Source organism: Spirosoma sordidisoli, from assembly GCF_004138325.1.
Taxonomy (GTDB): Bacteria; Bacteroidota; Bacteroidia; order Cytophagales; family Spirosomataceae; genus Spirosoma; species Spirosoma sordidisoli.
Genome location: NZ_SBLB01000005.1, coordinates 600,918 through 613,216 on the forward strand (window position 1 = coordinate 600,918; position 12,299 = coordinate 613,216).

At 56.3% G+C, this 12,299-nt stretch carries 13 protein-coding genes; 8 read left to right on the forward strand and 5 right to left on the reverse strand.

Annotated features, from left to right (window positions below; genetic code table 11):
* Nucleotides 1–43 precede the first annotated feature (43 nt).
* From EQG79_RS20210 to EQG79_RS20235, 6 genes are all read left to right on the forward strand, one after another.
* On the forward strand, nt 44–424 hold the full coding sequence (locus tag EQG79_RS20210) for a DUF4296 domain-containing protein (RefSeq protein ID WP_129603501.1): 381 nt from the start codon (nt 44–46) through the stop codon (nt 422–424).
* Nucleotides 421–1,779, forward strand: coding sequence for a protoporphyrinogen oxidase (hemG, locus tag EQG79_RS20215; protein WP_129603503.1), 1,359 nt, complete (start codon nt 421–423; stop codon nt 1,777–1,779). Before EQG79_RS20210 ends, hemG begins: the two co-directional genes overlap by 4 nt.
* A 73-nt stretch (nt 1,780–1,852) precedes the next feature.
* On the forward strand, nt 1,853–2,653 hold the full coding sequence (locus EQG79_RS20220) for a polyprenol monophosphomannose synthase (protein WP_077919342.1): 801 nt from the start codon (nt 1,853–1,855) through the stop codon (nt 2,651–2,653).
* A gap of 120 nt (nt 2,654–2,773) precedes the next feature.
* Nucleotides 2,774–3,235 (forward strand): GNAT family N-acetyltransferase, encoded by a 462-nt coding sequence (locus tag EQG79_RS20225; RefSeq protein ID WP_129603505.1) that lies wholly within the window; start codon nt 2,774–2,776, stop codon nt 3,233–3,235.
* Between the two features lie 268 nt (nt 3,236–3,503).
* The gene (locus tag EQG79_RS20230) at nt 3,504–6,689 is read left to right on the forward strand and encodes a SusC/RagA family TonB-linked outer membrane protein (protein WP_129603507.1); all 3,186 of its coding nucleotides are present in this window, start codon (nt 3,504–3,506) and stop codon (nt 6,687–6,689) included.
* A gap of 14 nt (nt 6,690–6,703) precedes the next feature.
* Nucleotides 6,704–8,182 (forward strand): RagB/SusD family nutrient uptake outer membrane protein, encoded by a 1,479-nt coding sequence (locus tag EQG79_RS20235; protein WP_129603509.1) that lies wholly within the window; start codon nt 6,704–6,706, stop codon nt 8,180–8,182.
* 166 nt (nt 8,183–8,348) lie between these two features.
* On the opposite strand, the gene EQG79_RS20240 is transcribed toward EQG79_RS20235, so the two are convergent.
* The 4 genes from EQG79_RS20240 to EQG79_RS20255 are packed head-to-tail and all read right to left on the reverse strand — an operon-like array spanning nt 8,349 to nt 10,886.
* Complete coding sequence (locus tag EQG79_RS20240) at nt 8,349–8,615, reverse strand: DUF167 domain-containing protein (RefSeq protein WP_129603511.1); 267 nt, start codon at nt 8,613–8,615, stop codon at nt 8,349–8,351.
* Complete coding sequence (locus tag EQG79_RS20245) at nt 8,612–9,520, reverse strand: SDR family oxidoreductase (protein WP_077919336.1); 909 nt, start codon at nt 9,518–9,520, stop codon at nt 8,612–8,614. Before EQG79_RS20245 ends, EQG79_RS20240 begins: the two co-directional genes overlap by 4 nt.
* Complete coding sequence (locus EQG79_RS20250; protein WP_077919335.1) at nt 9,517–10,254, reverse strand: peptidylprolyl isomerase; 738 nt, start codon at nt 10,252–10,254, stop codon at nt 9,517–9,519. Before EQG79_RS20250 ends, EQG79_RS20245 begins: the two co-directional genes overlap by 4 nt.
* Before the next feature lie 5 nt (nt 10,255–10,259).
* Complete coding sequence (locus EQG79_RS20255) at nt 10,260–10,886, reverse strand: ABC transporter ATP-binding protein (protein ID WP_077919334.1); 627 nt, start codon at nt 10,884–10,886, stop codon at nt 10,260–10,262.
* A 116-nt stretch (nt 10,887–11,002) separates the two neighbouring features.
* On the opposite strand from EQG79_RS20255, the gene purN reads away from it, so the two are divergent.
* Complete coding sequence (purN, locus tag EQG79_RS20260; protein WP_077919333.1) at nt 11,003–11,584, forward strand: phosphoribosylglycinamide formyltransferase; 582 nt, start codon at nt 11,003–11,005, stop codon at nt 11,582–11,584.
* Nucleotides 11,581–11,982 carry a hypothetical protein gene (locus tag EQG79_RS20265; protein ID WP_077919332.1) on the forward strand — a complete coding sequence of 134 codons (402 nt, stop codon included), beginning with the start codon at nt 11,581–11,583 and terminating at the stop codon, nt 11,980–11,982. The genes purN and EQG79_RS20265 overlap by 4 nt, the downstream gene beginning before the upstream one ends.
* Nucleotides 11,983–12,049: 67 nt before the next feature.
* Here EQG79_RS20265 and EQG79_RS20270 read toward each other — a convergent pair whose 3' ends face one another.
* A complete protein-coding gene (locus EQG79_RS20270) occupies nt 12,050–12,271 on the reverse strand; it encodes a DUF4834 domain-containing protein (RefSeq protein WP_077919331.1) in 222 nt (73 codons plus the stop codon).
* Nucleotides 12,272–12,299 lie beyond the last annotated feature (28 nt).

Here is a 12,299-nt window from a genome sequence, read left to right on the forward strand (position 1 = left end):
CACCGCGACTGCCTTACAAAAGTAGTCTGTAATCTTTCTTTCTATGCGCCGTAATCGATTTGCTGTTGTTCGTCAGGGCGTGCTGCTGCTAACGGCCCTCTGGATGATGGCCTGCGGAGTGCCGGCCGATGAGCGGCCCGATAACCTGCTCGATGAAGATCGGATGGCCGATATTCTGGTCGAGATCCATATGGCCGAAGCTCGCGTAAGTCGTATGGCGTTCTCGTCGTCCGACTCGTCCAATATTGTTTACAAGCGGCTGGAGAAACAGATTCTGCGCCGGTTCAAGACCGACACCTCGGCCTACAACCAAAGCTACAAATACTACGCATCGCACCCGCGCGATATGGAAGCGATCTATAAAGAAGTGGTTAGCAAACTGCAGAAGCGAACAGAAACCGGTAAGACCTCTGCCCGTTCATGAGAATCGGTATCATTGGCGCGGGTATTTCGGGGCTGACCCTGGCCTACGAGCTGCAAAAGCGGGGTGTTGACTATCACCTCTGGGAAGCCTCGGCCGAGCCGGGGGGCTATATCCGGTCCAGGCGCGAGCTGGTGGGCAACGCGTCGTACCTGCGCGAGCTGGGTCCTAACTCACTGCTGGGTGGAGATGAGCTGCTGGCGTGGATCGACGAACTCGGCCTGACCTCCGAGTTGCTCTTTGCCAACCCCGTCAGCAAAGCCCGCTTCGTTTACCGCAACGGGCACTACCGGGCGCTGCCGTCGGGCCCGCCGTCGCTGCTGGGCGGTACGTTCTTCAGCTGGCGTACCAAATGGGCCATTGTTCGGGAGCTTTTCAACAAAACCAGATCGATCGGTTCCGAAACGCTGGGTCACTTTTTCCGGCGCCGGTTTTCCGATGAGCTGGTCGACTATGCGCTGGCGCCGTTTGTGAGCGGTATCTATGCCGGAGATCCGGATCAGCTGCTGGTGTCGGAAACCTTTCCGATGCTGCTGGCTTACGAACGCGACTACGGATCGGTACTGAAAGGGTTGATCAAAAACCAGTCGGCGGCCGGTCGGCGGCAGTCGTTCAGCTTCCGGGATGGTATGCAGACCCTGCCCGACGCCCTGGCCGCCCGCCTGACGAAGCTGTCGCTCAACGATCCGGTCAGCCAGCTTACCCGCACGAGCAACGGCTGGCGCGTAACCAGCGTACAGGGAATAACCGAGGTCGATCAGTTGGTGCTGGCGGTCGGTGCCGATGCGGCTGCGCGGTTGGTTGCGCCTTATTACGATGGGTTGGCACAAGCCTTGCAGGCGGTTCGGTATCCGCCCATGACGGCGGTTCATTCTGCCTACAAACGCGTTGATGTTCAGCATCCTCTCAACGGATTTGGTGGGCTGAACCCCGCCGTGGAGAAGCGGTTTGCCGCCGGGCATATCTGGAGCAGTTCGGTGTTCGGTACCGGGCCGGAATCGGGGCGCTGCCCGGCCGATGAGGTGCTGTTTACGTCGTTTGTGGGTGGTATGACCGCTGCCGACAACGCCCGCCAGCCCGACGAGGTTATTTTCAGGAATATACACCAGGAGCTGGCCCGGAGCTTTGGAATTAGGGCCAGCGAGCCCGTATTTCGGGCCATCTACCGCTGGGATCGCGCTATTCCGCAATATGATGGGCAGATTGTAGCTGTGCAGCAGCAGGTAGCTGCGGTTAAAGCGGATAAGTTACTGGTCTGCGCCAACTGGTACGGTGGCCTTTCGCTGGCCGACTGTTTGAAGAAAGCACGTAACCTGGCCGAAGAAATTGGTGCTAAATCGCTGATTAACAATTTTTAATGGCTTAATTGTACAAAAAGGCATAGGTTTCGTGTTGTAATAATAGATCCCTCATACTAACCTGCTCGACATCGTGAAAGAACGTTTGGTGGTTATTCCCACATATAATGAAATAGAGAACATCGAGGCTATCATCCGTAAAGTGTTCAGCCTGGCCGAGCCGTTCGACATCCTGATCGTTGACGATGGTTCGCCGGACGGAACGGCCCGCCGTGTTCGTGATTTACAGGAAGAATTTCCCCCCAACGGTCCGGTGCAGCGGCTTCATCTGCTCGAACGGCGGGGTAAACTGGGCCTGGGTACGGCTTATATCGATGGGTTCAAGTGGGCCCTGTCGCGGGGGTATCAGTACCTGTTCGAGATGGATGCCGACTTCTCTCACAATCCCGACGATCTGATCCGGTTGTACCACGCCTGCGCGGACGAAGGGCCGCAGCGGGCCGACGTTGCGGTTGGGTCGCGGTACATCAAAGGCGTCAACGTCGTGAACTGGCCCATGGGCCGGGTACTGATGTCGTATTTTGCCGGGGTGTACGTGCGGTTCGTGACGGGCATGTCGATTATGGACCCCACGGCGGGTTTTGTCTGCTACCGGCGCGAGGTGCTGGAAGTGATTCTGCACAACCCAATCAAGTTTGTTGGGTATGCGTTCCAGATCGAAATGAAATTTACGTGCTGGAAATATGGCTTCCGGATTACCGAAGTCCCCATTATTTTCACCGATCGTACCAAAGGCGTCTCAAAAATGTCGTCCAAGATTTTCAAGGAGGCCGTTTTTGGCGTACTACAGATGAAAATCAGCAGTTTCTTTCGCCATTATATCCCGCGTCGGGAAGCGGCCGTACGAGCCGAGGAACCCGTCGATGCGGTATAGGGCGTTGGATCGTCGGTCGGCACCTATTTTATTGCGCACCCGTTGTTGTGGGAACACAGCAGCGGGTGTTGCGTTTGGTGCTATTCTGACCAGTCTTGTTTCCATTAACCCGCTGCCTCTATGAATTTAATTTACCGACTGGCTACTGAAGCTGACCTGATCGAAATTGTCCGGCTGCTGGCCGACGACCCGCTGGGGGCTGCGAGAGACCCTTTTCAACTGCCTCTGCCCGAGTCGTACTACCGGGCGTTCCGGGCCATTGCGAACGATCCGAACCAGGAGCTGACGGTTGCCGAACAAAATGGCGAGATCGTAGCCACGTTTCAGCTCAGTTTTATTCCGTGTCTGACCCACCAGGGCAGTACCCGGGCGCAGGTAGAATCGGTTCGGGTTAAATCGACGTACCGGGGGCAGGGCATCGGCACTACCGTGTTTGAGTACATTATCCGGCGCGCCAGCGAAAAAGGAGCCCGTCTGCTTCAGCTCACTACCGATAAGAAACGGCATGATGCCAAACGATTTTACGCGTCGCTCGGCTTTGTCGATTCGCACGAGGGCATGAAGCTGAATTTACACCAATAACCCGTACTGATTCAACTGATGCGGCCGGCTACCCGCGGGCCGCATCGGTCGGGGCGGTGATCATACCATTGGGTATGGTCACCGCCCTTTTTTGTATTAATCCTAGTATTTATATGGTTTGGGTTGAATTATAATATATCGTCAAATAAACAATTAGTGGTATAATTCTTATATAAAAGCCAGTAACACCAAATTTTATTCCATAAACTTCTTGGTTGACATATTAACATATTAAATTGCGAGCTGTTTTTAAGCTATAACCATCAACATGAACAGAGTTCTACAACTTATTTGTCTTCTGATAGTGGTCCTACTGAGTCAGGCTGCTATGGCCCAGGGTCAGGTAGTGACCGGAAAGGTAACAGGCGACGATGGAGCCACGATTCCGGGGGTTACGGTGCTGGTCAAAGGCACAACCCGGGGCACAACAACCAACGCCGACGGCGATTTCCGGATCGAGGCAACGCCCGGTACCCGGCTTGTGTTCAGCTTCGTGGGCTACAAGTCTCAGGAAGTGGCGGTAGGCAATCAGTCGGCTATCTCGGTTCGCCTGGAGGCCGATGCCACCAACCTGGACGAGGTCATTGTAACGACATTCGGTACGGCCAAACGGGCTTCGTTTACGGGTTCAGCCGGTACGATCTCGGCCGAGAACCTCAAAACCCGCCCACTTACCAACGTGGGGCAGGCGCTGGCCGGAGCCGCGGCCGGGGTGCAGACAACGGTCGGTAGCGGCCAGCCTGGTTCGGCGCCGGATATCCGGATTAGGAGGTTCGGCTCGTACTCGTCGGGTAACGATCCGCTGTACGTGGTAGACGGTATTCCGTTTACAGCCAACATCAGCAACATCAGCCCGAATGATATTGAGAGCATCACAATCCTAAAAGATGCGGCCTCAACGGCGCTGTACGGCGCCCGGGCCGCCAACGGGGTTGTGGTGATAACGACCAAAAAAGGCGTTAAAGACCAGAGCACTATTTCGTTCCGGTATACAAAAGGGCTGAACACCCGCGCCCTGCCCGAATACGAGCGCGTCGGTCCGGCTGAGTACTACCCGCTGATGTGGGAATCGTACCGCAACAGTTTGGCTTACCGCGCTACGAGCCCGCTTTCTTTGTCGGCTGCTAATGCCGATGCCAGCAGCCGTGTGGTCGAAAATGTGGGATACAATATTTACAACGTACCTAATAACCAGCTGGTCGGTGTCGATGGGCAGCTTAATCCGAACGCGCGTCTGTTGTACTCGGCCGAAGACCTGGACTGGGCGAAGCCGCTGATGCGCCAGGGCAACCGGGATGAATACAACCTCAGCTTTGCGGGCGGACAAAACAAAACGGATTATTTCCTGTCGCTTTCGTACCTGAGCGATAAAGGCTATCTGATTCGTTCCGACTTTGAACGGTATACAGCCCGGCTCAACATCAATTCGCAGATAAAACCGTGGTTCAGAACCGGTGCCAACCTATCGGCTACCGTGTCGAACTCCAACCAGGCCGATGCCGACGGCAGTACGTCGTTCGTTAACCCGTTCTTCTTCGCGCGCACTATGGGGCCGATCTACCCGGTCTATGCCTACGATCCGGCTAATCCGGGGCAGTTTCTGACCCTGCCCAACGGTAACCGGCGTTACGACTACGGCAACCTGACCGCACTGGGGTTACCCTCCCGTCCGCAATACGCAGGTCGGCATGCCATTGCCGAAACCGAGCTGAACCAGAATTACTTCCGCCGGAACGTGCTGAGCGGCCGGACCTACGGCGAAGTAACCTTCCTGAAAGACTTTAAACTGACCGCCAACTTCGGAGCCGACATTACCAACATCAACAACGTAACCTACGGCAACCCCGAAATTGGCGATGGGGCGCCGGCCGGTCGCGCCACGCACGAGTTCCAGAATATCAGTGGCTATAACCTGAACCAGTTACTGAACTACGACAAGTCGATCGGCAAGCACACCATAGGCGTGTTGCTGGGCCACGAGAACTTCAGCGTGACGGATAATTTTCTGACGGGCTCCCGCTCGCAGCAGGTGCTGGACGGCAATTATGAACTGGTCAATTTTACCACCACGACCAACCTGAACTCGGTATACAACGTTCGGCGGGTAGAAGGGTACTTCTCGCGTCTCAACTACGACTATGACCAGCGTTATTTCGTATCGGCATCGGTTCGGCGCGATGGTACGAGCAAGTTCTACCGCGACAGCCGCTGGGGAACGTTCTATTCGGTGAGTGGTGCGTGGCGTCTGGATCAGGAAGATTTCATTAAAAATATTCCCAGCATCAGCCTGCTGAAACTGCGCGCTTCGTATGGGCAGACGGGTAACGATGGTGGTGGTAATACGGGTAGCTTCGCTGCCAGCAACACCATCAGCTATTACGCCTGGCAGCCGCTTTTTGCGCTGAACAACAACAATGCGCTGGAAGCTGGTTCACTTCAGACCAGCCTGGGTAACCGGGACCTGGAGTGGGAGTCGAGCAACTCATCGGACGTGGCCCTGGAGTTTGGTCTGTTCAAAGGCCGCATCACGGGTACGATCGAGTACTTCAACCGCCAGTCGTCGAACCTGATTTTTGCCGTACCGCTGCCGCTGTCAACGGGGATCACGACCGTTACGCGGAACATCGGGACGATGTACAACCGGGGTGTTGAACTTGAACTGGGCCTGGAGCCGGTTCGTACCCAGGGCTTTACCTGGCGCATCGACCTGAACGCGACCCGTCTGAAAAACCAGATCACGAAGATGCCGGACGAAACTCCGGAGATCATTGACGGTACCAAAAAACTGTCGGTTGGTCATTCGATCTATGATTTCTGGCTCCGCGAATACATGGGCGTGAACCCCACAACGGGCGAGGCTCAGTACCGGGCCAGCACCTTCGTAGCGGCCAACTCGCGCATTACCGAAGCCGGCGATACCGTAACGACCAGTATCAACAACGCCCGCTTCCATTACAACGGCACCTCGATTCCCAAACTGACGGGCGGTATCACCAACTCGTTCAGCTACAAAGGACTGACGCTGTCGGGCTTGCTGGTGTACCAGATTGGTGGCAAAATTTACGACGGTGCCTACGCGGCTCTGATGGGATCGGGTAGTTACGGCAGTGCCAAACACGTCGATATTCTGAACCGCTGGCAATCGTCCGGTGACGTAACCAACGTACCTCGCATGGACAATGGCCGAACGGCTGACTTCGATGCGGCTTCTGACCGGTGGCTGACCAGTGCCAGCTATCTCAACATTCGTTCGGTAACGCTCGGGTACTCGATTCCGAACACCCTCTCGCGCCGGATATTCGTACAAAACGCGCAGGTGTACATCAGTGGCGAGAATTTCTTCCTGCTGTCGGCCCGGAAAGGGATGAACGTGCAGCAGAGTTTCGCCGGTACCACCTCCAACGTGTTCAGCCCGGCCAAAAGCCTGGTTATGGGTATTTCATTCTCGCTCTAAACGTCAGACAACTCATGAAAAAAATAGTTTTGACAGTGCTCGTCGGGATGGGCCTGTTTGCTACCTCCTGTAAAGAATCCTATCTGGAAACCTCGCCTACGGGAAGCGTCGATGCCGGAGCTATTTACGCAACGACCAAAAACGCATCGGCCGCTATCAACGGTATTTACCGGGCCATGGTGCTGCGGTATCTGGACTCGCAGGGGCACTTTGGTCATCCGGCCATGATGATTATCCTGGACGCTATGGGCGAAGATCTGATCCTGAGCAACACCTCCAACAACTGGCACCTGGGCGAGCAGCGCTGGATTGCCCACCGGTCTGATGTCAATACCATGACCCGCTTCCCGTATCAGCTGTATTACCGGCTCATCGGAAACGCGAACCTGGCTATTGCCAACATCGACAACGCTACGGGTTCGCAGGCCGAGCGGAATCAGGTTAAAGGCGAAGCCCTGGCGCTGCGGGCCTTTTCGTACTTCAATCTGGTTCAACTCTATGGCAAGCGGTACGACGGAGCCGCTAAGCCAAACAGCCAGCTGGGCGTTCCGCTGGTACTAACGCCGACGACCGATGGACTGCCCCGCGCTACGGTAGAAGACGTTTACACGCAGATCAACAAGGATCTGGTCGATGCGGCCGGACTGCTAACGTCGACCCGTACCTATAAGTCGCACATCAATCTGGAGGTGGTCAAAGGGTTTCAGGCCCGTGTGGCGCTCACGCAGCAGAACTGGGCCGATGCCGCCAGGTTTGCCGCCGAGGCCCGTAAGTCGTTTTCGCTGATGAGCATCGCGCAGTATCAGGAAGGATTTTCTGACATCAATAACCCCGAGTGGATGTGGGGCTTCGATCACATTGAAGATCAGTCGGAGTTTTTTGGAGCGTTTCACTCATATATCTCCAGCAACTTCAACTCGACCAATATCCGGGTCACGCCCAAGCTGATCAATAAACTGGTGTATGATCAGATTCCGGCTACGGACGTCCGGTCGAAAATGTGGGTAAAAGCCCCGACAGCGGCTAACTCGGTTGTGCCGACGGGTGGTTTGCGGGTTGCCTACATGACTCAGAAGTTCCGGCTGCCGGGTACGCCGTCGACCAGCACCATGGGCGATATTCCGTACATGCGGGCGGCTGAAATGTACCTGATCGAAGCCGAAGCGCAGGCCCGGCTGGGCAAAACAACCGAAGCCGCCGGGGTGCTGTTCGACTACGTTAGCAAGCGTGATCCGGCCTATGTTCGGTCGACCAAAACCGGTACGGCCCTGATCGACGAAATTCTTTTCCACCGCCGTATCGAAATGTGGGGCGAAGGGGTTCGGTTTACCGATCTGAAACGGATGAATCTGCCCCTGAACCGGAACGGAGCCAACCACAACCCGGCGGTAGCTGTCATCTTCGACGTAAAAGCAGGTGATCCTCAGTGGGAGTTCCTGTTCCCGCGCCGGGAGCTGGATTCTAACAAAGCCATTGTGCAGAACCCGCTGTAACAAGCATCCGGTGGCGCTGCTGAATCGCCAGAAAAAGACCTGATTCAGCAGAAGCCTCGCGCCGGACGTGCGGCTTACGCTCCCCCACTATGCAACGCGCCTGACTCAAACCCGAGTCAGGCGCGTTGCTGTTTATCCGATCGGTTCATGAAAGCAGCCAGTTGCTCTAGGGTCGGGCAATCTGGTCGGTAAACCGCGCCACGGTCTCGGCCGAAGCGTCGATATCGACCCGTTTGTGCTGACTGGTGAAACCCGCCGTAATCGTGACACTGGCTTTGGGTATGCCCAGCTGTCTGGCCAGAAACTCGACCAGGTAAGCGTTGGCTTTACCATCCTGCGCCGGTGCTTTGATCTTGACCTGTAGCAGCCCGGCCGCGTCGTAAAACAGCGAATCGACCTTGCTGCCGGGCTTCACCTTCAGCTGTATCGTCATGCGGGCTGCTGAAGCTGGCTGGCCAGGGTCGCAATGCCTTCCTCGAACGAGTGGGGGGCATACCCTAATTCGGTACGGGCTTTGTCGATAATGAAACCGGTGCGGGGTGGTCGGCGGGCCACCTGCGTAAACGTCGACGCGTCGGCCTGGGTGATGAGCGACTTGTCCAGCCCGAAATAATCGGCGGTGCGGATGGCCATTTCGTAGGGCGTCAGTACTTCTTTGCCCGAGATATTGAAGATGCCGGTGGCCTGTCTGGTAGCAATGAGCGCGCATCCACTGGCCAGGTCCTCGGCCAGCGTTGGGCTGCGAAACTGATCGGTTACGACCTTGATGGTTTTGCCGTCTTCCAGCGATTTCTTGACCCAGAGGATAATATTGCTCCGGCTCATGTCGTGCGCAATGCCGTAAACGAGCACCGTGCGGGCAATACCCCAGCGGATGCCGCTGTGCTGCACTACTTTCTCGGCGGCATACTTGCTCCAGCCGTAGAAGCTGATCGGGTTGGCCGCGGCCGACTCGTCGTACGGTCCGTCGGCTCCGTCGAAGATAAAGTCCGTCGAGACGTGGCAGAGGAACGCGCCGGTCTGTTTGCAGGCGTCAACGATGTATTCGGTAGCGGTAACGTTCTGTGCCCAGCAGGCTTCCTTGTCGAGTTCGCACTTATCCACATCGGTCATAGCGGCTCCGTGGATAACGGCCTGTGGCTGAACATCGCTGATCACGTCGAGTACCTGCTGCCGGTCGGTGATGTCCATCGAGCGATACGTGTAGCCTTCGGTAAACGGAAGCCGGTTCTGCCCCCGGGCCGTCGCAATCAGCTCAATGTCGGATTGCTGAGCCAGTAAACCAACCAGTTTCTGCCCCAGCAGCCCATTAGCGCCGGTAATTAGGATTTTTGTCATAAGTATTGATACCCGTATTGTTTGGTAATCTTCTTTTTCTTGACCCACGCGCCGGTCATACGCATCCGTACATCAGCCGTGGGGCGGTCTTTCGGGTCGCGGGGCTGTTGAGCAATGCTGTCGACTACGGCCAGCCCGTGAATCACTTCCCCGAAAACCGTATAGCTGCCGTCCAGGTGCGGGCTGCCGCCGAGGGTTTTGTAGGTCTGCTTCTGCGCATCGGTCATGACCCGCTCCGGCGCGCGGCTCCGGCTCCGTTCGATCTGCTTTTGCAGCTCATCGTCGGGCCAGACGCGGCCCTGCACGATGTAAAACTGGCAGCCGCTCGACGCTTTGGCGGGATTATTGTCCCGGGCTGCGGCCAGCGACCCTTTCTTATGGAACAAGTTCGGTAAAATTTCGGCCGGAACGGTATAGCCTACGTCGCCATTACCCAACGGTTCGCCGGGTCTGGCCTGTTTCGAGTTGGGGTCGCCCCCCTGAATCATAAAATTTTGAATAACCCGGTGAAAGAGCAGGCTGTCGTAAAATCGCCGGTCAACGAGCTTGATGAAGTTTTCCTTATGCTTTGGCGTCTGGTCATACAGGACGAGCTGCATGGGGCCGTAGGGCGTTTCGAGCGTAACGAGATAGTCTTTCTTTTTGCCGGGTTTACCGGGGCCTCGTGCGTTGTTGTCGGCATGGGCCTTTGACAGGAACGGAAGGAACAACAGGAGCCAGAACGCTTTTTTCATGAGGATTAAAGAAGAACCTGATTGGCAAATGCGTCTTTCAGGCGCTGGTCGTGGGTTACCACAATCAGGCTGGCCCCGATCTGTTCCGACTGCTGCCGAAGCAGGTCGACGACCCGCGCCGTATTTTCGTCGTCGAGGCTGGAGGTGGGTTCGTCGGCCAGTATGACGCCGGGCTGGTTCATCATGGCGCGGGCAATGCTGACGCGCTGTTGTTCGCCCTGACTGAGCTGGTTGGCTTTTTTGCTGAGATGATCACCGAAGCCGAGCTGACCGGCCAGCTCGCGGGCGCGGGCTTTGTTCTGCGGTTTTTCGGCCAGGTAGTTGGCCAGCAGCAGGTTGTCGAGTACGGACAGCGAGCTCACAAAATGCGGTTTCTGGTAGACAATACCCACGTGGCTGGCCCGGAAAGCCGCCGTTTCGGCCGGGCTAAGCTGGGTCAGTTCGGTCTGGTTCATGGTAACCGAACCGCTCTGGGGCCGAAGCAGCAGCGCCAGCAGGTGCAGAAACGTAGTTTTGCCCGTGCCTGAGCGGCCGAGAATCAGGAGCGCTTCGCGGTCGGCGCAGTAAACGTCCGGAAAAACGAACTGCCTGGACGGACCGTAGGCAAACGTAAGTTGGTTAGTTGCCAGCATTGGATAGGGGCGAATCACCACAAAAATAGGTAAAAGTTGTATGTTTGAGCCGATTGTCGTGCGTATCGGTTCGTTCAGCTGCGTTACCGACTTTCCGCTACCAACTCGTACCTACCTTGAAACGAATTGCTCTGTTTGCGTCCGGTTCCGGCTCCAACGCCGAGAAAATAGCCGAGTACTGTGCGGCCTACGCCGATATCGATGTGGCGCTCATGCTGTCTAACAACCCCAGGGCGGGCGTAATCGAACGGGCGCGCCGGTTGCATATTCCGGTGCTGTTGTTCGATCGCACTACCTTTTATAACAGCGACCGGATAACGACCCTGCTGCAACAGCAACAGATCGACCTCATCGTGCTGGCGGGGTTCATGTGGCTCATGCCGGCCGGGCTGGTGCAGGCGTTTCCGGACAGGATCATCAATATTCACCCGGCATTACTGCCTAAGTTTGGCGGAAAAGGCATGTACGGTCATTTTGTACACGAGGCCGTGGTGGCTGCGGGCGAAACCGAGTCGGGCATCACGATCCACTACGTGAACGAGCGCTATGACGAAGGCCAGATCATCGTGCAGGCGAGCTGTCCGGTCGATCCCGCCGACACTCCCGACGATGTAGCCCGTAAGGTACAGAAGCTGGAGCATGCGTATTACCCCCGCGTTGTGGTCGATCTGCTCAACCAACTGGAAACCAGGCCATGAAAACACTCGGTCGTCTGTTGGTAATCGTTGGGTTAGGCGGTCTGTTAACGGGCTGTTTCCGGCCCATCGTGTATTTGCAGAACAACCCGAACTACCCGGTCGATGTCTTCTACGACAACCAGAAACCAGACCGGTCGTTCGAGCCAATCCGCGAGCTGGAATCCATCGGCGAGGTGCCGCTGACCGATCGGCAAACCCAGAACCGACGGATGCTAAGCCGGGGTAACGACATGCAGCAGAAAGAACTGCTACTGGCCCGGATGACCATGGATGCGAAGAAGCTCGGGGCCGATGCGCTGGTTGGCGTGCGCTACACCTATTTTACCTCGCAGACCACCAACGGCTACCGCATGACGGGCCTGGCCGTAAAATACCGGAAAGAATACGCCGTAGAGTAGCCGAACATAAACGCAGGAGGGGCGCATCGAACCAGTCGATGCGCCCCTCCTGCGTTATATCAAGACGTTATTTGATCTCTTCGTAATCGACATACTCGCCCCCCTGAAAGCGCGTATCGCCCTTTGGCCGGTTGTCTACGCGCACATCGCCCTCCCGGCGGTTGCTAGTCGGGTGTTGCTTCTGTTGTTTAACCAGCTGCCGGCCAACCAGCAGATAGAATACAAACCGGCGCACCGGCGGTACAAACAGAATGATCAGGGTGATGATGAACAGATATTTGAGCAGCATGTCGGATGTCGTTCGTACTGAATAAACG

Coding starts and splice junctions, on each gene's coding strand:
- EQG79_RS20210 (WP_129603501.1), top strand. CDS start 44: ATGCGCCGTAATCGATTTGCTGTTGTTCGTCAGGGCGTGCTGCTGCTA.
- hemG (WP_129603503.1), top strand. CDS start 421: ATGAGAATCGGTATCATTGGCGCGGGTATTTCGGGGCTGACCCTGGCC.
- EQG79_RS20225 (WP_129603505.1), top strand. CDS start 2,774: ATGAATTTAATTTACCGACTGGCTACTGAAGCTGACCTGATCGAAATT.
- EQG79_RS20230 (WP_129603507.1), top strand. CDS start 3,504: ATGAACAGAGTTCTACAACTTATTTGTCTTCTGATAGTGGTCCTACTG.
- EQG79_RS20235 (WP_129603509.1), top strand. CDS start 6,704: ATGAAAAAAATAGTTTTGACAGTGCTCGTCGGGATGGGCCTGTTTGCT.
- EQG79_RS20240 (WP_129603511.1), bottom strand. CDS start 8,615: ATGACGATACAGCTGAAGGTGAAGCCCGGCAGCAAGGTCGATTCGCTG.
- EQG79_RS20245 (WP_077919336.1), bottom strand. CDS start 9,520: ATGACAAAAATCCTAATTACCGGCGCTAATGGGCTGCTGGGGCAGAAA.
- EQG79_RS20250 (WP_077919335.1), bottom strand. CDS start 10,254: ATGAAAAAAGCGTTCTGGCTCCTGTTGTTCCTTCCGTTCCTGTCAAAG.
- EQG79_RS20255 (WP_077919334.1), bottom strand. CDS start 10,886: ATGCTGGCAACTAACCAACTTACGTTTGCCTACGGTCCGTCCAGGCAG.
- EQG79_RS20265 (WP_077919332.1), top strand. CDS start 11,581: ATGAAAACACTCGGTCGTCTGTTGGTAATCGTTGGGTTAGGCGGTCTG.
- EQG79_RS20270 (WP_077919331.1), bottom strand. CDS start 12,271: ATGCTGCTCAAATATCTGTTCATCATCACCCTGATCATTCTGTTTGTA.